At 62.0% G+C, this 21,949-nt stretch carries 21 protein-coding genes; 13 read left to right on the top strand and 8 right to left on the bottom strand.

Going from position 1 to position 21,949, the window contains the following annotated elements; genetic code table 11:
- Positions 1–28: 28 nt before the first annotated feature.
- Genes L8F45_RS13250 through L8F45_RS13240 form a run of 3 tightly spaced genes read left to right on the top strand, consistent with a single transcriptional unit; the run spans position 29 to position 4,937 of the window.
- Entirely contained in the window at positions 29–1,141 is a 1,113-nt protein-coding gene (locus L8F45_RS13250) for an efflux RND transporter periplasmic adaptor subunit (RefSeq protein WP_342358360.1), read from the top strand.
- Positions 1,138–4,248, top strand: coding sequence for an efflux RND transporter permease subunit (locus L8F45_RS13245; RefSeq protein ID WP_342358359.1), 3,111 nt, complete (start codon positions 1,138–1,140; stop codon positions 4,246–4,248). The genes L8F45_RS13250 and L8F45_RS13245 overlap by 4 nt, the downstream gene beginning before the upstream one ends.
- Before the next feature lie 8 nt (positions 4,249–4,256).
- A complete protein-coding gene (locus L8F45_RS13240; protein WP_342363331.1) occupies positions 4,257–4,937 on the top strand; it encodes a TetR/AcrR family transcriptional regulator in 681 nt (226 codons plus the stop codon).
- A 340-nt stretch (positions 4,938–5,277) separates the two neighbouring features.
- Here the strand turns inward: L8F45_RS13240 and L8F45_RS13235 are convergent, their stop codons facing one another.
- On the bottom strand, positions 5,278–6,321 hold the full coding sequence (locus L8F45_RS13235; RefSeq protein ID WP_342363330.1) for an IS110 family RNA-guided transposase: 1,044 nt from the start codon (positions 6,319–6,321) through the stop codon (positions 5,278–5,280).
- A 741-nt stretch (positions 6,322–7,062) separates the two neighbouring features.
- On the opposite strand from L8F45_RS13235, the gene L8F45_RS13230 reads away from it, so the two are divergent.
- Together L8F45_RS13230 and L8F45_RS13225 are read left to right on the top strand one after the other, a co-directional pair.
- Positions 7,063–8,064 (top strand): hypothetical protein, encoded by a 1,002-nt coding sequence (locus tag L8F45_RS13230; protein ID WP_342363329.1) that lies wholly within the window; start codon positions 7,063–7,065, stop codon positions 8,062–8,064.
- A gap of 258 nt (positions 8,065–8,322) precedes the next feature.
- Positions 8,323–8,610, top strand: coding sequence for an AprI/Inh family metalloprotease inhibitor (locus L8F45_RS13225; RefSeq protein ID WP_342363328.1), 288 nt, complete (start codon positions 8,323–8,325; stop codon positions 8,608–8,610).
- Between the two features lie 285 nt (positions 8,611–8,895).
- Here L8F45_RS13225 and L8F45_RS13220 read toward each other — a convergent pair whose 3' ends face one another.
- From L8F45_RS13220 to L8F45_RS13205, 4 genes are all read right to left on the bottom strand, one after another.
- Positions 8,896–9,144 carry a hypothetical protein gene (locus L8F45_RS13220; protein ID WP_342363327.1) on the bottom strand — a complete coding sequence of 83 codons (249 nt, stop codon included), beginning with the start codon at positions 9,142–9,144 and terminating at the stop codon, positions 8,896–8,898.
- Complete coding sequence (locus tag L8F45_RS13215) at positions 9,134–9,565, bottom strand: hypothetical protein (RefSeq protein WP_342363326.1); 432 nt, start codon at positions 9,563–9,565, stop codon at positions 9,134–9,136. The genes L8F45_RS13220 and L8F45_RS13215 overlap by 11 nt, the downstream gene beginning before the upstream one ends.
- Positions 9,546–9,806 carry a hypothetical protein gene (locus L8F45_RS13210; RefSeq protein WP_342363325.1) on the bottom strand — a complete coding sequence of 87 codons (261 nt, stop codon included), beginning with the start codon at positions 9,804–9,806 and terminating at the stop codon, positions 9,546–9,548. Before L8F45_RS13210 ends, L8F45_RS13215 begins: the two co-directional genes overlap by 20 nt.
- A gap of 288 nt (positions 9,807–10,094) precedes the next feature.
- A complete protein-coding gene (locus tag L8F45_RS13205) occupies positions 10,095–10,307 on the bottom strand; it encodes a hypothetical protein (RefSeq protein ID WP_342363324.1) in 213 nt (70 codons plus the stop codon).
- A gap of 525 nt (positions 10,308–10,832) precedes the next feature.
- Between L8F45_RS13205 and L8F45_RS13200 the strand changes: the two genes are divergently transcribed.
- On the top strand, positions 10,833–11,378 hold the full coding sequence (locus L8F45_RS13200; protein WP_342363323.1) for a hypothetical protein: 546 nt from the start codon (positions 10,833–10,835) through the stop codon (positions 11,376–11,378).
- Between the two features lie 214 nt (positions 11,379–11,592).
- A complete protein-coding gene (locus L8F45_RS13195) occupies positions 11,593–12,018 on the top strand; it encodes a hypothetical protein (RefSeq protein ID WP_342363322.1) in 426 nt (141 codons plus the stop codon).
- Positions 12,019–12,395: 377 nt separating this feature from the next.
- Here the strand turns inward: L8F45_RS13195 and L8F45_RS13190 are convergent, their stop codons facing one another.
- A complete protein-coding gene (locus tag L8F45_RS13190) occupies positions 12,396–12,557 on the bottom strand; it encodes a hypothetical protein (RefSeq protein WP_342363321.1) in 162 nt (53 codons plus the stop codon).
- A gap of 429 nt (positions 12,558–12,986) precedes the next feature.
- On the opposite strand from L8F45_RS13190, the gene L8F45_RS13185 reads away from it, so the two are divergent.
- The gene (locus L8F45_RS13185) at positions 12,987–14,054 is read left to right on the top strand and encodes a Rossmann-fold NAD(P)-binding domain-containing protein (protein ID WP_342363320.1); all 1,068 of its coding nucleotides are present in this window, start codon (positions 12,987–12,989) and stop codon (positions 14,052–14,054) included.
- 6 nt (positions 14,055–14,060) lie between these two features.
- Here the strand turns inward: L8F45_RS13185 and L8F45_RS13180 are convergent, their stop codons facing one another.
- Both L8F45_RS13180 and L8F45_RS13175 read right to left on the bottom strand, forming a co-directional pair.
- The gene (locus tag L8F45_RS13180; RefSeq protein ID WP_342363319.1) at positions 14,061–14,750 is read right to left on the bottom strand and encodes a flavin reductase family protein; all 690 of its coding nucleotides are present in this window, start codon (positions 14,748–14,750) and stop codon (positions 14,061–14,063) included.
- Complete coding sequence (locus tag L8F45_RS13175) at positions 14,747–15,454, bottom strand: GntR family transcriptional regulator (protein ID WP_342363318.1); 708 nt, start codon at positions 15,452–15,454, stop codon at positions 14,747–14,749. Before L8F45_RS13175 ends, L8F45_RS13180 begins: the two co-directional genes overlap by 4 nt.
- 240 nt (positions 15,455–15,694) lie before the next feature.
- On the opposite strand from L8F45_RS13175, the gene L8F45_RS13170 reads away from it, so the two are divergent.
- The 5 genes from L8F45_RS13170 to L8F45_RS13150 are packed head-to-tail and all read left to right on the top strand — an operon-like array spanning position 15,695 to position 21,948.
- Positions 15,695–17,263, top strand: coding sequence for an ABC transporter substrate-binding protein (locus tag L8F45_RS13170; RefSeq protein ID WP_342363317.1), 1,569 nt, complete (start codon positions 15,695–15,697; stop codon positions 17,261–17,263).
- A gap of 54 nt (positions 17,264–17,317) precedes the next feature.
- On the top strand, positions 17,318–18,310 hold the full coding sequence (locus tag L8F45_RS13165; RefSeq protein ID WP_342363316.1) for an ABC transporter permease: 993 nt from the start codon (positions 17,318–17,320) through the stop codon (positions 18,308–18,310).
- A complete protein-coding gene (locus L8F45_RS13160) occupies positions 18,300–19,235 on the top strand; it encodes an ABC transporter permease (protein ID WP_342363315.1) in 936 nt (311 codons plus the stop codon). The genes L8F45_RS13165 and L8F45_RS13160 overlap by 11 nt, the downstream gene beginning before the upstream one ends.
- Positions 19,236–19,252: 17 nt before the next feature.
- Positions 19,253–20,449 carry an amidohydrolase family protein gene (locus L8F45_RS13155; protein WP_342363314.1) on the top strand — a complete coding sequence of 399 codons (1,197 nt, stop codon included), beginning with the start codon at positions 19,253–19,255 and terminating at the stop codon, positions 20,447–20,449.
- The gene (locus L8F45_RS13150) at positions 20,446–21,948 is read left to right on the top strand and encodes an amidohydrolase family protein (protein WP_342363313.1); all 1,503 of its coding nucleotides are present in this window, start codon (positions 20,446–20,448) and stop codon (positions 21,946–21,948) included. Before L8F45_RS13155 ends, L8F45_RS13150 begins: the two co-directional genes overlap by 4 nt.
- The last annotated feature ends 1 nt before the right edge of the window (position 21,949 follow it).

Below are 21,949 nucleotides of genomic sequence, written 5' to 3'. Positions count from 1 at the left end.
TGCAATCTAATTTGGCGAGGCGACGGGCATGAAAAAGAGACCCGGAATTGTGGTGGCAGGCGTCCTGATCGCGGGGGCGGGGGCGGCCGCATTCGTCACGCTTTCCCTTCGCGCGCGGGAAGCCGCTGCCGTAAGCGACCCGAGACAGCAACCTCCGATCGTCAGACTGGCGACGGCCGCGCGGGTGACGGGCTCCGAACGCGGCTTCACGGGAGTCATCGGGGCGAGGGTGCAGAGCAATCTCGGTTTTCGCGTCCCCGGCAAGATCGTGGAGCGGCTCGTGAATGTCGGTCAGCAGGTCAAGGCCGGTCAGCCGTTGATGCGGATCGACGAAACTGACCTTCGCCTTGCGGTCGCGGCGAAGCGCAACGCGGTCGCCGCAGCGCGTGCATCTGTCGTTCAGGCGGAAGCTGATGAGCGGCGATACGCCAAGTTGGTGAGCGACGGATGGTCTTCCCGACAGCGCTATGAACAGGCCAAAGCCGCGTCAGATGCAGCCACGGCGCAACTCGCCGCAGCTGAAGCCAACGCGCGGGTCGCGGAGAACGAGGCGACCTATTCGATCCTGCTGGCGGACGCGGATGGCACAGTCGTCGAAACCCTTGGCGAGCCGGGACAGGTCGTATCCGCCGGCCAGGCCGTGGTTCGGCTTGCCCAGGTGGGCCCCCGCGAAGCGGTGGTTGCGCTGCCCGAAACGATCCGGCCGGCGATCGGCTCTGCGGCCGAGGCCAGCCTGTATGGAGACGATGGACGCCGCTACACGGCGCATCTCCGGCAGCTATCGGATTCCGCCGACGCCCAGACCCGCACCTATGAGGCCCGCTATGTGCTCGACGGTGGGGCCGCGGAGGCGCCGCTTGGCGCGACAGTAACTGTCCGGTTGGTCAATCAGGCGAGTGAACCCGAAGTGGAAGTGCCGCTCGGTGCTGTGCTCGACAATGGTCAGAGAACTGGCGTCTGGGTCTTGGATAGCGCCACCTCGACGGTGAAATTTCGGCCCGTCAGGCTTGTGCGTGTGACCAGCGAATCCGCTGTGATCTCCGGACTGAGTTTTGGGGATCCGGTCGTTTCGCTCGGCGCTCATCTTCTGCAGGAGGGCGCTCGCGTCAGGACCGCCTCTCAGAGCGGAGGCAACGGGTGAGCCTCAATCTTTCCGCGATCGCCGTTCGCGAACGGGCGGTCACTTTGTTCTCGATTCTCCTGCTGGTGGCCGCCGGCGCTTATGCCTTCATCATGCTCGGCCGGGCGGAGGACCCGAACTTCACCATCAAGACCCTGACGGTCACGACGGCATGGCCGGGTGCGACGTCGCGCGAGATGCAGGAACTCGTCGCCGAACCGTTGGAGAAGCGGCTTCAGGAACTCACTTGGTACGACCGGGTCGAGACGACCACGCGGCCTGGCTACGCCTATATGACGGTCACGCTGAAGGACAGCACGCCCCCCTCTGCAGTCCAGGAGGAGTTCTATCAGGCGCGCAAGAAACTCGGGGATGAAGCCCGCAATCTGCCGCCCGGCGTGCTCGGTCCCTTCGTCAACGACGAATATTCGGATGTGAGCTTCGCGCTCTATGCGTTGAAGGCCAAGGGCATGCCGATGCGTGAGCTGGCGAGGCAAGCTGAGGTGATCCGCCAGGATCTCCTGCACGTTCCCGGCGTCAAGAAGATCAACATTCTCGGTGAACGACCCGAACAGATTTTCGTCGAGTTCTCCTACGCCAAGCTGGCGACGCTTGGCGTGTCGCCGCCGGATATTGTCGCGGCGTTGCAGCGGCAGAACACTGTCACCCCGGCAGGCTCAATCGACACAAGGGGGCCGCGAGTCTTCATGCGGGTCGACGGCGCCTATGACAGCGTCCAGGCGATAGCGGATACGCCGATCGTCGCTGCGGGGCGGACGCTGAAGCTCTCCGACATCGCAGATATCCGCCGCGGCTATGAAGATCCTCCGACCTACCTCATTCGGCGCCAAGGAGAGCCCACCATCATGCTGGCTGCGGTCATGCAGGAGGGCTGGGATGGTCTCGCTCTCGGCAAGGCTCTGGAAAACAGGACGGCGGCCATTGCACACACGCTGCCGCTCGGGATGACGCTCGACAAGGTGACCGACCAGGCCGTCAACATCGCCTCCGCGGTCGACGAATTCATGATGAAGTTCGCGATGGCGCTCGGCGTGGTGCTGCTGGTGAGCCTGCTCAGCCTAGGCTGGCGCGTCGGCATCGTGGTGGCGGCGGCTGTCCCTCTGACGCTCGCCGTCGTGTTCCTCATCATGCTGGAGACCGGCCGGTTTTTCGACCGTATTACGCTCGGCGCCCTCATCCTGGCGCTCGGCCTGCTCGTGGACGACGCCATCATCGCCATCGAAGTGATGGTGGTGAAGATGGAAGAGGGCATGGACCGTATCAAGGCTGCCGCCTACGCGTGGAGCCACACCGCGGCGCCGATGCTGTCCGGCACGCTTGTGACGATCGCCGGGTTCCTGCCCGTTGGGTTCGCGCGCTCGACGGCCGGCGAATACGCCGGCAACATCTTCTGGGTCGTGGGGTTCGCCCTCATCGTCTCCTGGTTCGTTGCGGTGGTCTTCACACCCTATCTCGGCGTCAAGATGCTGCCCGCAATCAAACCGATCCCGGGTGGTCACCACGCGATCTACGACACGCTGAACTATCGGCGCCTGCGGCGGCTCATCGCCTTTGCCGTGCGCCACAAGTTCGTCACCTGCGCCATCGTCGGCATCGCCTTCGTTCTTTCAGGCGTCGGCATGGGCGGCGTTAAACAGCAATTCTTTCCGACCTCCGACCGGCCTGAAGTGCTGGTGGAGGTTCGCCTGCCGGAAGGCACGAGCATCGGAACGACGACCGCCGCGGTTGAGAAGCTTGAACATTGGCTGAACACCCAGCCTGAGGCCAAGATCGTCACGAGCTATGTCGGTCAGGGCGCTCCGCGCTTCTTCTTCGCGATGGCGCCGGAGCTGCCCGATCCCGCCTTCGCCAAGCTCGTCGTTCTGACCCCCGACGCCGAAGCGCGCGAGGCGTTGAAGCATCGGCTCCGGGAGGCGGTGGCGCAGGGGCTGGCGCCTGAGGCCTATGTCCGCGTCACGCAGCTTGTGTTCGGCCCCTACACGCCGTTCCCGGTTGAGTTCCGCGTCACGGGCCCCGATCCGGCCCAACTCTACAGCATCTCGGAAAAAGCCCTCGAGATCATGCGCAGTGTCGGGGATGTACGGCAGGCAAACCGCGACTGGGGCAATCGTACGCCCGTGCTGCGCATTGTGCCCGATCAGGACCGGCTGAACCTCATCGGCCTCTCTCCGACGGAGGTCGGCCAGCAACTCCAGTTTCTCCTCACCGGCATCGCCGTCACGCAGGTTCGCGAGGATATTCGCAAGGTCCCTGTCGTTGCCCGCAGCGCCGGCGGCGAGCGGCTGGATCCAACGCGCCTCGCGGATTACTCGCTGATGAGTCGGGAGGGCCGCCAGATTCCGCTCAGCCAAATTGGCCATTCCGAAATCCGCCTGGAAGAGCCGATCCTGAAGCGCCGCGACCGTAACCCCGCCATCACGATCCGCGCGGACATCAACGAGGCGACCCAGCCTCCGGAAGTCTCCAAGCAGATCATGAAAGCCCTTCAGCCACTGATCGCATCGCTTCCCGCCGGCTATCGCATCGAACTGGGCGGATCGATCGAGGAAGCTGCGAAGGCTAACGCCGCGTTGGGCAAGGTCTTCCCGCTCATGATCGCCATCACGCTGATCGTCATCATGTTGCAGGTCCGATCCTTCTCGATGATGGCAATGGTGCTGCTGACGGCGCCGCTTGGCCTTGTGGGCGTCGTGCCGGCGCTGCTCACCTTCAATCAGCCCTTCGGATTCAACGCTATCCTGGGCTTGATCGGACTGGCCGGCATCCTGATGCGCAACACATTGATCCTGACCGAACAGATCAAGGAGAACCGCGCGGCCGGACTCGACGACTATCACGCCGTCATTGAGGCCACCGTGCAACGCACGCGGCCTGTGATACTGACCGCGCTCGCCGCGGTGCTGGCCTTCATCCCGCTGACGCACTCGGTCTTCTGGGGGTCGATGGCTTACACGCTGATCGGCGGCACGGCGGTCGGCACGGTGTTGATCCTGCTCTTCCTTCCCGCGCTCTACGCCACGTGGTTCCGGATCAAGCCGACTGCAGACGAAATCCATGAGGTTTCGACGGAGGAGCCGGAACTGCAAATAGCGATGGCTGCCGAGTAGGCTAATCCGTGAATCGTCCAGTCCGAACACGCACCGATCCCAACGTGGTGCGTGCGCGCATCCTGGAAGTGGCGGAGGAGCACTTTCGCCGCATCGGCTACCACAAGACGTCCGTGGCCGACATCGCCTGCGCACTCGGCATGAGCCCGGCAAACATCTACCGTTTCTTTCCCTCCAGAGAGGCGATCAAGGAGTCTGTGTGCAAGCGGGTCGTGAATGAGGTCGCCGATATTGCATTGACGATCGCGCGCGCAAACGCACCGTCCTTGGAAAAGCTCGACCGGCTTCTGACCGCCGTTCACCAACACAACAAGGCAAAACTGATCAAGGAACGGCGCATACACGATATGATTGTCGCCGCCATGCAGAGCAATACGGTGATTATCAAAACTCATATCGAGTTGATGGTCGCAACCCTTGAAGCGATCATTCGCGAGGGAGCCGAGAGGGGAGAATTGAAGGTCAAGGATCCGGCGCAAGCGGCGCGAGCGGTCAACGCCGCGATTACCCCATTCCTCCATCCGATTTTGATCGAGCACTGCGTTCAACGCGGCGAAGATCCCGAGGTGGGCCTACGCGAGCAGATTCGCTTCATTCTTGAAGCTCTCCAAAACGCGCACCAGCGAACTCAAGCCGCAGCATATTCCAATCTTGATGTGGTGCCGGCTTACACGACCGGAGCGCTCTAATTGATAGGCCGAACGTCCGCTTCCGAGGATGAGTGCGAATGTCGGCTTCTCTATCGCGGCCGAGGTCAAGGGGATTGTGATCACGACATGGGTCGCTCTCCGCAATTGATCTGCATCGGTTGATGTCGCCGCACGAGGCTCGTGCTTCTCTGCGAGGTCGGCGCTGGGCCGCCTCATGATGGGGTCAGAAGGACGGAGTGGTTCAATCTTTCGGGCGCCCTTGCCGCCGAAGGCGGCAGGATCTGCCGACGTTACGAACTCGCTCCATCCATCGTCCCCGTGGGGACATCTTCCTGCCGAGGCAGAATCGGATGCGTTTCTTGTCAGTGACAGCGCGCCGTCATGCGGGCCGCGCCGCAGCGGCGGCGTTGCTCCAGCGGAAGTCGGAGCCGTCGACCCACATGCGATGCAGAATGACCGCAAGCCGCCTGGCGACCGCAACGATGGCCCGGCGCGCGCCGCGCCGTTTGGCGACCCTGACACCCCAGGCCTTCAACCACGACCATTTCTTGCTGTGCACGAGGATCGACTGCGCCGCTTCGTAAAGCATCGTCCGCAGCATGACATCTCCGGATTTGGAGATGCCGCCGTCGTAGTCGACTTCGCCTGACTGGCAACGTTTCGGCGTCAGGCCCGCATGCGCGCCGACCGCTCTTGAATGCAGGAAGCGATGCGGCTGATCGACGGAGGCGCGATAGGTCAGCGCGACCACAGGGCCAACCCCTGGCGCGGTCATGAACCGCCGGCACACCGGATCGGCACGGACGGTGTTGAGCAACATCTTATGGAGAACGACGAGTTGCTGGCGCATCGTGCGCCGGACCGTCAGCAAGGGCTCGACAATCGCCGCCAGCCTTGGAAAGTCTTCGACCAAACGTCGGATCCGGGCTTCGTACCCAGCCGTACTCACGACGCCAACCTTCAAGCCAAAATTGCGCAGCGTGCCGCGCATGTCGGACTCGACGTCCAGAAGCTTGGACTGAATGAGCTTGCGGCTGGTGAGCAGCATTCGCTGTTCTTGCGCGGCCAGCGTCTTCACGTGCACCGGCTTGAACAAGCCGACACGCATCATCTGCGCTATTCCACGAGCGTCGTTTCGGTCAGACTTGTTGATCTGCTGCGCTTTCAGCAGCGCCTTCATATGCCGTGTTTCGACGCATATGACTGGCAGCCCTGCCTCGGTCAGCCCGTTCACTAACCACTGCGATAGTGGACCGGCCTCGAGGCCCACCCTGCCGTAATCACCACCGATCGAGGTTAGTAGGAGGATGATGTCATCCGGCTCTGTCGGCGCCTTCCGCTCGCACAGCACCTTGCCTGTATCGTCCACCCCGCAAACCGACGTCTCCTTCACCGACACGTCCAGACCCACGAAATGCGCCATGGCCGTCGCTCCTTCCTCGATGCTCGAGGTCGGTCGACCCCGATCCAGGCATCATAGGTGAAGGGGCCGCACGTTCATTGCATCGTGAGCTGCACGGCCGCCGCGATACACCATCTTTTGGCGCACTTCAGCCAAAAACCTCTCAGTAGTGTCGATGGGGAGGAATACATTCAGTGCACTTTTCCAGATCTGCACTATGGGCGCCTTTCCGCTGACCAAACTTCGTGACGAAGGGCCTTAGAGTCGGGTAAACGGGTTTATCGGAGAGCGCAGTGAGTGCTGTGGGTGGACGAAGCCCGTCGCGCGGTCTGAGAAATCACCGAAGATTGACGACGCGATCACCGATGCCGATCGTCAAGCTCTCGAACTACTAGAGCAACCTCATCGATCGTGAAGCGCCATCCACCGTGCGTCACAGAACATCACCGTGAAGTCGGACGTCCTGGGCCAACTGGAGATCATCGGGCATGACGGGAAGCGGCACAGGGGGCGATCATTGCGATTAACTGGCGCAAGTTGCGCCTGTTTTGACCTGCCACGAGAGTTTCATCCAGTGGCGATTAGAGCCTGGTCAGTTGTGCTCTGAGACCGAACATTGGATCGCCGGGCGGTAGAGTTTTCCGGCCTCAGATCAGCCTCAAATCAGCAGGTCAGAGTGGAGCGTCACCGGGCGGTTGCTCCAGATGGTATTTTATGCATTTTTCTCGTGAAGCTCCGCAACTGATCTTTGCGAATTAATCTGTGACAAAAGGCGTCCAGCGTTTTCCGTCAGAATTGGACGCTGCTCTCGCGGCGCTTGGGGCAGAGCTTGAGAAGGGTCACGCACCGAGTAAGCTCATCCTTCGCGTGCGCGGAGGGCTTTCATCTTTGCCGCCGCAGGCCATTTCGTGGTGCGATTCCCGCATTGCATACAGCGCCTCGCTTTTTTCCAGCGCGAGCAACCGTCGTATCGCCTTCGACACTCTCCGAGACGCTCCTGAGATTGCGCCGATCTTCATCTTCCACCGAGACGGATTCGTTCGCCAGGCAGCCCTCGAAACTCTCAACGATCCGCCCGACTCGCCCTTCATGCTTGCTGCCCTTGCTTGGAGGCTGAACGACTGGGCCGAGCCGGTGCGAGCGGCGGCGGCTATGTGTGCGTCGCGTGTTTTTCCGCGTATCGCCCCCGCGGTCGCCGTTTCCGCTTCGTATTTTCTTCTAGATCGCTGGCGCAACTGGGGCCGGTGGGAGGCGATTGGGGTGAGCCTGGTCGATCAAATCTTTGACCGCCCAGAAGTTATGGCCGCTCTGATCCAGAGATTTTTTTGCGTCTCGATTGGCCCATTGGGAACTGAGTTCAAATATGCTGCGCGAGGCCCCAAGATTGATGCCTACCTTTTAGGCTTGGCGAAGAAGGCGAAAAACCCCGTGGTGCGAGCAATCTCAATTAGAATGATCGCCGAAGGATACGCTTTCTGGCCCGTCGGCTTCCAACGAGAATGGATCGATAAAAGGTTCGGCATCAGCAAGCGCGTGGTTGAGTACGCACGCAGGCCGCTGACCCTGACGTATGAGGTAGACGCCCTCATCGCGGAAAGCATCAGGGACCGATCAGCCCTTGTGAGACGCGCTGCTGCCGACGCGTTGATCAATCGAAGAAAGAATTTTCCCAGGATCGAGGAAGCTATCGCCCTCTTGGCGCGAGATCGAAGCGGTGCAATTCGAGAACGAGCGGACTTCCTCGCTCGGCATCTAAATAAGTAGGCGGACCGCCGCTCCGGGTTGGTGCGGCGGCCCGTTGCGCCCGGCGACGCCGGGGGGAGACGCCTCGCGCCCATGAGGCGTAGCGCTGCGGAGAGCGAGTCGCGTTCAACGAAAATGTGCAGGGCCTCAAAATCTGGCCGCGTCAGACGTTCTCTATCGAGGAAGCGCTTCGATGTGCGCTCGGACACCCAGCGGGCTGTACGCCTCCACTAATCAACGGTCCGCCTGAGAACTACCTTTTGTCATTTGGAGGAAGCCATGAGATTTCTCGCCGCTCTCCCTTTTCTGCTGATTTTCCAAGTCGCTGAAGCAGCAGAGAGCAGAAAGCTCGCCGCGCCGTCGAGAGCGCAGACAATGCTTGGGGACGTCGGCGTCATGGCCAACAAAGACGACGAAAGATGCAATATCGTGCTGTTCGAAAGCAAGGTGCAGCACGGTTATAGAATCCAAGTGGATAATGGTTGCTCTTCAGCGTTTCCGGTGATGGGCAAGGTATCGGCTTGGCGCGTTTACACCGATGGCGATATCTCTTTCGTGGATGCATAAGGCTCTGACCTGATCCGCTTTCGCGGCAAGGGCTTCAAGCGAGCGCCGACAACCACAGTCGATGGGATCAAGTTGTTGTCCTCGGCCCAGGCATCGGCGGAGTGAGGGTTTCGTTCTGCGCGCATTCATGGTGATGCCAGAGCCGAACTCTTCGACAAAGGCGCGCCAGCCTGAATTGACGTTGCTTCTGACGGACCGCGCATTCGAGACGCACGACAACATAGGGAGAGGTGATCAGCTGCTCGTCTTCGTCGGTAACGGGATCGGCGGGGCCGCGGCCGCTGATCATCTGCCGCGCGGCCGATATTTTGCAGGGACGACGCCGAAGATCGTCGCCTGACCCTCGCCAAAGACGCCGGCTTCTCGGTCGGCCAGGCAAGACACCGCGACGACGCCGAGATGCGTCCGCGCCAGATCGCGCGCCGTGCTGAGGGCGGCCATCTTCGACTTTTCGAGGACGCCGCGACCGCCGACCAGGTTGCCCTCTTCATTCCGATCGAAAGCGACGACGACGTGATATCGCTCAACGGTCATGACGCCTCCTCCATTCGACGAGGTCGAGGTCGCGGACGAAGCCGCGTGAGACCAACGAGCGCGCGTCGGCCGCGAGCGCGTCGATATCATGAAGCAGCGCGCGGATGGTTGCGCGGGCGTCGCCATTGAACTCGGCAAGCGCCGCGTCGATTGCCGTGTCATCGTCGGCCGGCGGCGGCGATTGGCGTGGCGGCTGCGTGCAGGCCTCCCAGCGGCGCACGCCGCCGTCATGGCCGCAGGACAGACGCAGACCTGCCACCAGATCGGATACGCCGGCTTCATGGCCGTAGAAGCGCTGGAGTTCCCGGACGCTGTGGTCGTCGATCGAGGAGCACTCGCCGCAGGTGATGCGCAGCACCGGCATCGCCGAGGAGAGATCGCACAGCCGCTCCGGCTGGCGTTCAGGCGCCGGTGCCGACATAGGCTGCCAGATCGTCAGGGGTGATCCCTTCGCGCGCCAAGACGACTGCGTCCTCGAACTCGCCAAGGGACGGATCGCCGGTGCGGCTGAACGCGATTGCGCCGCCGGCTGAAAGAGCGACAGCTTTGGCCCGGAAAATCGCGCCTGAAGGCGTGCGCGCCTCGATCGGCTCGCCGGCTGTGAGTTCGCCATCCTCGTCCGCCTCGAACGGGATCACGACGAAATAGGTGACGCTCGCCATCGCCGCCTCCAGGCAAACGCGGGCCGCCGCCCGACGCGCTATGCGCCTGGCCGAAGGTCCCGCCCGGGATCGGATGTTCTTATCTTGTTCTCATTGGCGCACAGGAGTCAAGCGAGGCCGCCAGGCCCCTGCGGAAATCGAGACGGGCCGCCGCGCCGGGGGGAGTGGCGACCCGTTGCTCGTCCGTGCCTTCGGGGGAAGGCGCGCCGCGCCTGTCAGGCGTAGCGTTGGTGACAGCGAGTCGCGTTCAAAGAAAATCTGCAGTCCATCAAAATCCGACCGCAGGCGTTAAGGTGCTCCCAGCGCGTGCAGCGCGTCAGCCCAAAGCCAGCGCGCGGCGGCAATGACAATCATGACAGCGGCGAACGCCAGCAGAGTCAGAGCCGGCCGAGCCGGTCGAAGGCCCGAATTGAGTTGGTCGTGAATTGGATCGGGCTTCGGTTCGCCCGTCTTCAACTTCTCGAGCAGTTGCTGAAGCTCGTTGTTCTGATCATCCGCCAAAGTTCAGCTCCGTGGCCGCATCGGCAACCTGACGATCTCAGCATTTCACGTCGAGCCTTGCGGAGCGATCTCAAGCCGCCCACGTCCCGGCGGCATGATCCGGACTAGCCCGTCAATCCTCGCCGTTGCAGCTTTCGTGGCGGCTTATGGTCGCGCTGGCGGCAATCCTGGTCCACTGACGTTTGAGAGACGGAGTTGCGTTCCTGGAGCTTCATAAGCTCGGCCGCTCGCGCTAAGCGTGGCCAGTTTCGATTAAATGTAGATTCAGCAGCAGAAGGGGAGACGAGATTGGGCGAGGCCAGAGCAAAGAGCCGGAGCCGAGAATCGATTTTGGGACCTGAGCCCAGATGCATCTATTGCTTTCAGAAATGGCGATCACTGGAGCACATGCCTCCTCGCGCAATGTTTCGGAGCAAATCCCGCCCCAGCGGCTTGGAGTTCGCTACCTGCGAAGAGTGCAACTCTGGCTCAAGCGATGCAGATCTGGTCGCCAGTTTCTTCGCGCGCCTAAGCCCCGATCATCGCTTGGATAAGCAGCTATTGGACGAAGCCGTTGCGCTTCGAAATCAGATTCAGCGAAGAAATCCGCTTGTTCTGATCGAGTTGTTTGGCGGAAGCTTTAGGCGTGAGTGGCGCCGTGATCGTTCTGGCGTGAATCTTCCGTTTCTCGGCGTTCAAGCTTCCGGGAAAAATACAAGGAGTCTACTGGATAGGTTCGCAGCAAAAATGTCGTTCGCCCTCTACCGAGAGCACGTCGGCCAAGCGTTGCCCAAGCACGGCCGTGCGTGGTCGACATGGTTCCTAAATGCCGGGCTAGCGAACCAAACGCTTCAATCGATGCTTGCGATCATGCCTGGCGGTCGGACTCTTGAGCAAGGGAAGTTTCACGTCGATGAGCAGTTCGCTTATCGTTACAATTCCGACGAGCGGACGATCGTCGCAGCTCTTTCTCGCTTTCATAAGGGCCTATACATTTTTTCTCTCGCGACCTCAGAGCCCGAGAAATATGCGTCCATCGTGAGCACATGGGAAACGACTAGCGAGGTGCGACCGGGAGAGCTGTTCGCATAGCACTCTATGTGTGGTGCAACCTCTTAAGTGGAATGCGGCGCTCGCGCTGATCAGTTTCGATAGTTTTCCATCGACTCCGACAGCATTCTATCCATTTGAAATTATTTGACTTTTAATGCTCGACCGGCATGCTCTGCGTGCTCGGTCGCCGATCGAGCGGCCGGTCGGAAAGTTGCAGCTCTCCGACCGACCTACCCGAACATGGAGCATCCCCATGAAGCAGGTTGCGCGCACGCTATCACGTCCGCCCGTCCGACGGTCACAGTCCACTTCCCGGCGAACTCGCACGGACCGCTCCAAGCCCGGTGTGAGTTGGCGCGAGATCGAGCAACTCGCGGCCACCCCTATCGAGCCGTGGACAAAGGAGTTGGCCGTTCAGCCAACCCGCGATCAGTGGATCGCGTGGAACAAGTCGTACGGCGCCGCGCTCCGTGCGGCGTCGGGGGTAATGACGCTCACTAAGGATGAGCTGGCGAAAGCCGCGGCCGGCCTTCGCGAAGGGGACGCATTCGAGGAAATGATGAAGTGGCAGAGCGACGCGATCGCCTTCTTCAAAGGAATGGCGGAGCTCATTGAAGCCGCGCAGGCGAGATTGATCATTGGCGGTGCCGTTTGCGGGCTACGCGAAGCTGACGGCTGAACCAAGCTGTATCGCGCAAAAGGACTAACCACGGCCAGCCCGGCCCGTTCTCCTACCCCAAGGAGCGGCCGTTGCCTTGTTGAGTTTCCCGGTCCCCTCATCGGGGGACCGGACTTCAGGTCCGTGACCGCGCCTCTTCTCCCCAAGCAGATGAGCTACCAGCCGCGAATCCGACGAGCGGCGCAGGCCAAGGCGCCCGCAGGTGGGGGGAGGGCGCAGGATAACCCATCAGTTGACGATGCTATGGGAACCGAACCACCGCCCAAAATTCGCCGTTGGACAAATGTTGGAAAATTATTATTGGCTCTGAAAAAGACAAGCTAATTCATTAGGTTGTGCGGTAAATTAAAAGACGCCCCTGGGCACCATCCGCTTTTTCATTCCTTGTTTTCCTTCACTGATTTCGGCTCATTGTCCCGCTCGGGCAGCAACTGGATAGCCGACGGGACAATTCCGTTCGTTGTTAGTGCTTCCTCGATCAAGGCCGCCGCAGTGATAGCCAGCCGACGCTTGTTCGCATTCCTTGTGTAGGTCGCCACCTGTTCTCGCTTCCGCCGAACAGCGCCATCATCCGTTCGTCACTGCCGCCGAGATTCGCGACGGTCGCCGCGCACTCCTTGCGCAGTCCGTGCGCCGAACAATGCGGCAAGCAGGCCGCATTGCACCATTTGCGGAACCGCGCGCCGAAGCCGGTTGGCGTGAAGGGCTTGCCAAATTCCGTCAAGATGAAGCTGAGGCGCCCGGTTGGCGTTGCGTCGATGATCGCCTGTAAGGCTGGCCGTCGAGAGCGTCGAAACGCCCGCCAGAAAAAAGCAAAGTGATTATCAAAGGATAGCGAACGGGCACTGGCGGTGCGCCTGTATTCAAGTCATACCTCTGCGACGGTCCGAGGCGCGAGGCTTGCGAACCCGGAAACATTTGTTTCTGATACCACAAGGGCTTGGCCCTGAAGTTGTGGAAAGCAACCAATGCCGCAAAACATCCTGTTGATGGGCGCGTCCTACGGCTCGCTCCTGGCGTCCAAGCTGCTGTTTGGCGGTCACTCGATACATCTGGTCTGCCTGCCGGCGGAGGCTGACCTGATCAATGCCGAAGGCTTCAGGGTGACGCTGCCAGTGCGCGGCCGCAACGAACCGGTCGTCCTGGAATCGCGCAAGCTTCCGGGAAAGGTGACTGCTGGTCCGGCGTCCGGCGTCGATCCGTCGCAATTCGATCTGGTCGGACTTTGCATGCAGGAGCCGCAATATCGAGTGGAGGGCGTGCGCCAGCTCCTCGACGCCGTGGGCAAGTCCCGCGCGCCCTGCATGTCTATCATGAACATGCCGCCACTTTCTTATCTCAGGCGCATTCCCGGCCTCGACCACAAAGCGCTGGAAGCTGCGTACACAGACCCGCGCGTCTGGGATTCGATCGACCCGAGCAAGATCACGCTTAACAGCCCTGATCCGCAGGCGATCCGTCCGCCAGATGGCAAAGCCAATGAGTTGCTGGTCACGCTCCCGACGAATTTCAAATGCGCCCGTTTTGAGGGTGAGAATGACACTCAGCTCATCCGCAACCTGGAGAAGGATGTTGACGAGGCTCGCTTCGATACGCCGGAGGGCAAGATCGAGCTGCCAGTCAAGTTGAAGGCCTACGATTCGATCTGGGTGCCGCTCGCCAAATGGTCGATGCTGCTTGCGGGCAACTATCGATGCATCACCAGGGACGGAATGCGCACAGCGAAGGAGGCCGTGCATACCGACATTGAGGAGTCGCGCTCTGTCTATAATTTCGTTTTCGATTTGTGCGTGAGGCTTGGGGCGGCGCCGGCCGACCTTGTGCCGTTCGAAAAATATGCGGCGGCGGCCGAAAGCCTGTCGCGGCCGGCTTCGGCGGCGCGAGCCATCAACAACGGCGCCCCTCATATCGAGCGGGCTGACAAGCTGGTGCAGTTGATCGCGATGCAGAAGGGCCTGCGTCATCCAGCGATCGACGCCCAGGTCGCGCTGGTCGATGAGCGACTCGCCGCAAACCGGTCAAAAATCGCCAATTGACGCAGTCTAGCGTCGTGTCGTGATCGCGCCTGCGCTCCAGGCCGCGACCGACATCGTCGGAAGATCGAAATAGTCGCGCGTGGTCGCGTAGCCATGGCCGCCCATGCGGCCGACCGCATCGAGCGCGGCGGCATCGACATAATGCTTGGCGGCGTCGACCACATCGGCGCGGAAATGTGCATAGACTACTTCGCCCAGAATAATCTCGCGCGAATTGCCGATGCCGAGCGACGTATGATGCCGGCATTCGAACGCCGCCGGCGCTTCGCCGATCCAGGGGCAGGGGACTTTCACGCCCGGTTTCGCCGTCAATCCGGCTTGCACGAGTTCGTCGATACCGGGCTCGAACGGCACGGCGCAAACATTCATCTTCTCGACGATCGCGTCTGACACAATGTTCACGGTGAAGGACAACGTCTCGCGCACATTGCGGCCGGTGTCCTTCTGCGCGCCGGTCGGGCGATATTCGACGCCGAGCGCCAGGATCGCGGGATCGGCGGAGAGGCAGTTGAAGAAGCTGAACGGCGCCGCATTGACGGCGTCCTGCGCATCAATGGTGGTGACGAGCGCGATAGGCCGCGGCACCACAGCGCCGATCAGAAGCTTGTAGCGCTCGCGAGGGGTCAGCGCCGCAAAATCGAAGGTGACGATGTCGGCCGCGCCGGCGGCTTTCGGCTTGGTCAGGGCGTCGGTCACGGAGGCGTCAGTCCTTCGCTGAGGGCGTAGGGCGCGAGCAGGTCGCGAACATCGCGCTCGCCGCGTGGCGTGAGCAGCGCGCGCGTCACCACCGCTTGCAAATGATGGTCCATGAGATCGGCGGCGCGCTTCGCATCGCCGGCGCGTAGCGCTTCGATCAATTGACGATGCTCGGAGACCGCGCATTCCGACGAATGCGGGCGGCCATAGATCGCGAGGATCAGCGAGCAGCGCGAACTGACCTCCTGCACATAGCGCAGGAGCAGCAAATTGCCGGTCATCTCGGCGAGCTTGATATGGAACTCGCCAGCGAGGCGGATCGACTCCGGTCCGTCGCGTCCCTGCGCCTGCTCCTCCTGGCGCACATGGGCCTCGAGTTCGGCCGCCTGCGACGCCGTGAGGCGCCCCGCGAGACTTTCTGCGACGAGGCGCTCGAGACCGCGGCGCACGTCGAAGACGTCGCGCGCTTCCTCCAGCGTGGGGTAGGCGACCGACGCGCCGCGATTGGGCTTGAGTTCGACGAGACCTTCCACCGCCAGCCGGCCGAACGCCTCGCGCACCAGAGTGCGGCTGACGCCGAGCTGCTCGCCAATCGAATCCTCCGGCAGCTTCATGCCGGGCTTGAGCGCCTGCTCGATGATGGCGCGCCTGAGCGCCCTGTAGACCGATTGCGCGCGCGATCCCGGAGCGCGGGTTTCCGTCATGGCCGCCCGTCTTGGCTGTCGTTGAGAGGCATCAGGCTCCCTCCATGTCACGGGATTCGGCTCCACTCCAGTTTGCGCTTGTGTTCAATAATCGCATACAATATCATAATATGATCGCATGCAATATTGATTATTTATCGCACACAAAGTGCCAAAGAAGGCGTCATCTGACGCAAGAAGAGGCAAAGCATGGGACGAGACCGGCGCCCAAGGCGACGGCTCGGTGGAGAGGAGAAAGCGATGAAGACCCGATGGTTGCTGGCGGCCGCGGCCGCTTTGGCTTTGACCGGCGTCGCAGACGCGAAGACGCTGAAATGGGGCGCCTCGCGCGAGATCGCGTCGCTCGATCCCTATTCCTTCGGCGAGACCTTCACGCTCTCCGTGCTCAATCACGTCTATGAAGGGCTCGTGCGCTACACCGGCGATCTCAAGATCGAGCCGGCGCTGGCCGAATCCTGGGAGACGGTGTCGCCGACCGTGTGGCGCTTCAAGCTGCGCAAGGGCGTGAAGTTTCATAATGGCGACCCCTTCACCGCCGACGACGTGATCGCCTCGCTGACGCGCGTCACCGATGATGACTCGCCGCTGAAGGGCAACCTGCCGGCCTACAAGGGCGCGAAGAAGATCGACGACTACACCGTCGATATCGAAGTCAACGGCCCCTATCCGCTGCTGCTCAACGATCTCACAAACATCTACATCCTCGACAAGAAGTGGATGGAGGCGAACAACGCGCTGAAGCCCACCGACTCCGGCAAGGGCGTCAAGGGCTACGCCACCGACAACGCCAACGGCACCGGGCCGTTCGCAATCGAGAGCCGCCGCGCCGATTCAAAGACGGTGTTCGTCGCCAACAAGGACTGGTGGGACAAGCCGAAGCACAACATCGACCGAATCGAATTTACGCCGATCACCTCGGCCTCGACGCGCGTCGCGGCGATGCTCTCCGGCGAGATCGATTTCACCAATGTCGCACCGCTGCAGGATCTGCCGCGCCTGTCGGCTTCATCAGACATCAAGGTGCTGCAGACGAACGAGTTGCGCAGCGTGTTCTTCGCCTTCAATCTGAAGAATGCGCTCTATGAAAGCGATGTGAAGGACAAGAACCCCTTCAAGGATATCCGTGTTCGCGAAGCGCTCTATCGCGCGATCGACATCGACGCCGTCCAGAAGCGCGCCATGCGCGGCCTCTCCCGCAACACCGGCGCGCTCGTCGCTCCGGCGATCCCGGGCTACGAGCCGTCGCAGGACGAGCGTCTGCCGTTCGATCTCGACGGCGCGAAGAAGCTGCTCGCGGCGGCGGGATATCCCAATGGCTTCTCGTTTCAGATGAACTGCCAGAGCGACAGCCTCGTCAATGAAGAGGAGTTCTGTCAGGCGGTGGCGTCGATGTGGTCGCGCGCCGGCCTGAAGCCCAATCTCAGCATGGGGCCGCGTAGCCAGCAGACGCCGAAGCGCGTGAAGGGCGACTTCGATGTCATCTCCTTCGGCTGGGCCAACGAGCCGATGATCGACGCCTACTCCCTGCTCGTGCAGGTGGTGCGCTCGAAGAGCGGCTCCGGCGGCGTGTTCAACTGGGGCGAATGGGGCGACGCCAAGATCGACGCGCTGGTCGACAAGGCCGGCGTGGAGCTCGATAACAAGAAGCGCATCCCGATGATGGCGGAAGCGCTCGCCATCGCCAAGAAAGAGCATCTCTTCATCCCGCTGCATCAGCAGCCAATGGCCTGGGCGATGCGCAACACCATCGCGTCGACCGTGCAGGCGTCGGACAACAAACCGCGCCTCTGGCTGACGGTGATGAAATAAACATCGGGGGAGGGCGCCTCACCGACGCCCTTCCGCCTTCACGCGGAGACGTCGATGCCGGTCTTCCTGCTGAAGCGACTGCTCAACGCGGCGGGCGTCATGCTCGCCGTGGCGTTCCTCGCCTTTCTCATCTTCCGTTTCGTCGGCGATCCCGTCGAACTGATGCTGAACGAGCAGGCGAGCCAGGCCCAGCGCGACGAATTGCGTGAGAGGCTCGGGCTCAACAAGGGCTTCGTGATGCAGTTCGCCACTTTCGTCGGCAATGCCGCGCGCGGCGATTTCGGCATCTCCTATCGCAACCAGCAGGAAGTGTTCACGCTCATCGCCGAGCGCTTCCCCGCGACATTTGAACTCGTTCTCGTCGCAACCTTCCTGTCGCTCGCGGTCGGTATTCCGCTTGGCGTCTACACCGCGATCAGGCGCGACAGCTTCCCGGCGAAGCTGCTGCAATTCGTCTCCGTCCTCGGCGTGTCGCTGCCAAGCTTCGCGCTCGGCATTCTCTTCATCCTGCTCTTCTCCGTGACGCTGCGCTGGCTGCCCGCTTTCGGGCGCGGCGAGGTGGTGCAGTTGGGATGGTGGAGCACGGGATTTCTCACGTCATCGGGGCGACTCGCGCTGATTTTGCCCGGGATTACGCTGTCACTGTTCCAGATCACTTTGGTGATGCGGCTCGTGCGCGCCGAGATGCTGGAGACCTTGCGCGCCGACTTCATCCGCTTCGCCCGCGCCCGCGGCCTGCCGGCGCGCGCCGTGCATTTCCGGCACGCGCTGCGCAATTGCCTGATGCCTGTGATCACCGTGACGGGCTTGCAGATCGGCAATCTCATCGCCTTCGCGCTGGTCACCGAGACCGTTTTTCAATGGCCGGGCATGGGCATGCTGTTCGTGCAGGCGGTGACCTTCGTCGATATTCCGGTGATGGCGGCCTATCTCATCGTCGTCTCCTTCATCTTCGTGACGCTGAACACGCTGGTCGATCTGCTCTACGCCTTCGTCGATCCGCGCCTGCGCGACGACGCCATCGCGGGCGCCGCCAATGCCCGCTGACATCATCCGCCCCCTCGCGCGCCTGCGCGGCTTCTTCGACAGCGACATCGGCTGGAGTTTTCGTAGGACGCCGGCGGCGTGGCTGTCGGCTATCGTGCTCATCATTCTTTTTGCGAGCGCCTTCTTCGCGCCGCTGATTGCGCCGCAAAATCCCTACGATCTCTCGCAGATCTTCATCGACAAGGCGGAGATTCCGCCGATCTGGCAGAAGGACGGCGAATGGCCGTTCCTTCTCGGCACGGACCCGCAGGGGCGCGACGTTCTCTCCGCCATTCTCTACGGCACGCGCGTCTCGCTCCTGATCGGCTTCTCCGCCGTGATCGTCTCCATGGCGATCGGCGTAACCATCGGGCTCGTCGCCGGCTTCTATGGCGGACGCATCGACAATCTGCTGATGCGGCTCGGCGACACCGTCCTCTCGATCCCGACGCTGCTGATGGCGATTCTCGTCAGCGCCATCTTTCGCGAGCTGTTGCCGCCGCCGCTGCGCGAGCCTTTCGCCGCCGTCGTGCTCGTGGTCTCGATCTCGCTGACGAACTGGGTGCAATATGCGCGCACGGTGCGCGCCTCGACCATGGTCGAGCGGCGGAAAGAGTATGTGTTGGCCGCGCGCATCATCAAGGTGAAGCCTGCGCGCATCATGCGCCGCCACATTCTGCCGAATACGCTGACGCCCGTGATGGTCGCGGCGACGCTCAATCTCGGCCTCGCGATCCTGTCGGAAGCGACGCTGTCATTTCTCGGCGTCGGCATGCCAATCACGCAGCCTTCGCTTGGCACGCTGATCCGCATCGGCAACCAATATCTGTTTTCCGGCTCCTGGTGGCTTGTGGTCTTTCCCTCGCTCCAGCTCGGCCTCATCGTTCTCAGCGTCAATCTGCTCGGCGACTGGCTGCGCGACGCGCTCAATCCAAAACTCCGATAAGAAAAAGGAAACGCCCGATGACCGCTCTCCTCCTGCGCAATGTCAGGCCTTATGCAGGCGCCGCGACCGACATGCTGATCGAGGACGGGCGGATTTCGCGCGTCGCGAAAGAGATCGAGCCGCCATCAGGCGCGACGATCGAGGACGGAAAAGGCGACATCGTGCTGCCGGGCCTCGTTGAGGCGCACACCCATCTCGACAAAAGTCTGTGGGGACTGCCCTGGTACAAGAATGAGGTCGGCCCGCGGCTCCTCGACAAGATCGACAATGAGCGGCTGAACAAGAAGCGCCTCAACATCGATCCCTATCGCCAGTCGGCGCGCCAGTCCGTGCAATCCTCGCTGATGGGCTCGACCCATATCCGCAGCCATGTCGATATCGACACTGATCACGGCCTCTGGGGCGTCGAGGGCGTGATGCAGATGCGCGAGGATTATCGCGACATCATCGATGTCGAGATCGTCGCCTTTCCGCAGTCTGGCATGCTCAGGCGGCCGGGCACCCTCGAACTCATGGATCAGGCTTTGAAGCTTGGCGCGGAAATCGTCGGCGGGCTCGACCCCTGCGCGATCGACCGCGATCCCAAGGGGCATCTCGACGCGATTTTCGAGCTCTGCCAGCGGCACGGCAAGCCGCTCGACATCCATCTGCACGAGCCCGGTGAGATGGGCGCCTTCTCGACCGATCTCATCTGCGAGCGCACGCGCGCGCTCGGCATGAAGGGCAAGGTGACGATCAGCCACGCCTTCTGTCTGGGAACGCCCGATCCCGCGCTCGTCGATCCCTTGATTGCGCAGCTCGTCGAACTCGACATCGCCATCATGACGACAGCGCCGGCGAGCCGGCCGGCACCGCCGGTGAAGAAGCTGCTCGACGCCGGCGTGCGCGTCTGCTCCGGCTCCGACGGCATCCGCGACACCTGGGGTCCCTATGGCAACGCCGACATGCTGGAGCGGGCGATGTTCGTCGGCCTGCGCAACAATTTCCGCCGCGACGATGAACTGCGACTCGCGCTCGACGTCTGCACCACCGAAGGCGCGAAAGTGATGGAGATCAGGAATTACGGTGTGAGTGAAGGTTGCGCCGCCGATCTCGTCATTGTGCCTGGCGAGACCGTCGCCGAGGCGATCGTCACCCGGTCGCCGAAGCGCCGCGTCGTCAAGCGCGGCAAGATCGTCGCGCACGATGGCGTTCCCCTCAGGAGCGCGCCGTGACGCTTCACGCGAAGAAACGCCCGGAAGGCCGCATCCTGCTCACCGCGCGATGGCTCGTCGGCCATCGCGACGGCCGACATCGGCTTTTTGAACGCGGCGAAATCGTCTTCGAGAATGGCGAGATCATCTTTGTCGGTCATCGCTTTCCCGGCGAGGTCGCGCGGCGTATCGATTATGGCAATGTGCTGATCGGCCCCGGCTTCGTCGATCTCGACGCGCTGTCCGACCTCGACACGACGATCCTCGGCTACGACAACCAGCCGGCCTGGAAGAAGGGCCGCGTCTGGCCGCGCAGCTACCTCGAAGCCGGGCCTTACGAAATGTATTCGCGCGAGGAGCTGGCGTTCCAGAAGAAGCACGCTTTCGCGACGCTCATCCGCAACGGAATCACGACGGCGCTGCCGATCGCATCGCTGTTCTATCGCGCCTGGGGCGAGACGGTGGAGGAATTCTCCGACGCCGCCGGGGCGGCGGCTTCCCTCGGAATACGCGCCTATCTCGGCCCTGCTTTTCGCACCGGCAATCAGCTTGTCGAAGCCGATGGCCGCATCGTCACTCATTATGACGAGCCGCGCGGTCTCAAAGAACTCGATGACGCGGTCGCCTTCTGCGAGCGCTTCGAAGGCGAAGCCGGCGGCCTGATCCGCACGATGCTCGCGCCCGATCGCATCGAAACCTCGACGGCGGAACTGCTGCGTCGCACCGCGGCCGCAAGCCGCGCGCACGACATCCCGATGCGGCTACACTGCTGCCAGTCGAAGATCGAGTATGATCTGGTGCTGGCGCAGCATGGCATGAGCCCGCCAGAATGGCTGCAAAGCTTGGGCTTTCTCAGCGATCGTTGCCTCCTGCCGCATGGCACCTATGTCTCCGGCAGCAAGCATATCGCCAGGCCCGGGCGTGATCTCGACATCATTCGCGACGCCGGCGCCGCGATCGTGCATTGCCCGCTGGTGTCAGGCCGGCACGGTAACGCCATCGATCATTTCGGCCGCTATCGCGAGATGGGGCTGAAGATCGGGCTCGGCACCGACACGAGCCCGTCTGACATGGTAATGAACATGCAGGTCGGCATGATCCTCGCGCGCACCATGGCGGGATCATCGGCCTCTGCGCGCAGCGAAGACTATTACGACGCCGCCACGACAGGCGGCGCCGATGCGCTCCAGCGTCCCGACCTCGGCCGACTGCAGCCAGGCGCGCGCGCCGACATCACCGTCTTCGATTTCGATCGGCCGCATATGGGTCAGGTGATCGATCCCATCCAGACGATGATGCTGACCGGCCACGGCCGCGATTTCTCGACCGTCATCATCGACGGCCGGTTCGTGATGGAAAACCGCGTCATTCCCGATATCGATGAAGCCGCCGACAACAGGCGCGCGCAAAAGCAGTTCGAGGGCGTGATGGCGCGCTATCCCGAACGCACGCTGGGCCATCCGCCTGTCAGCGAAATTTTTTCATCGAGTTACGCAATCGAACGTGAAGAGGGCGCCTGAC

It is taken from the genome of Terrirubrum flagellatum (assembly GCF_022059845.1).
Lineage (GTDB): Bacteria > Pseudomonadota > Alphaproteobacteria > Rhizobiales > Beijerinckiaceae > Terrirubrum > Terrirubrum flagellatum.
This window is presented reverse-complemented; position numbering and strand designations above follow the sequence as displayed.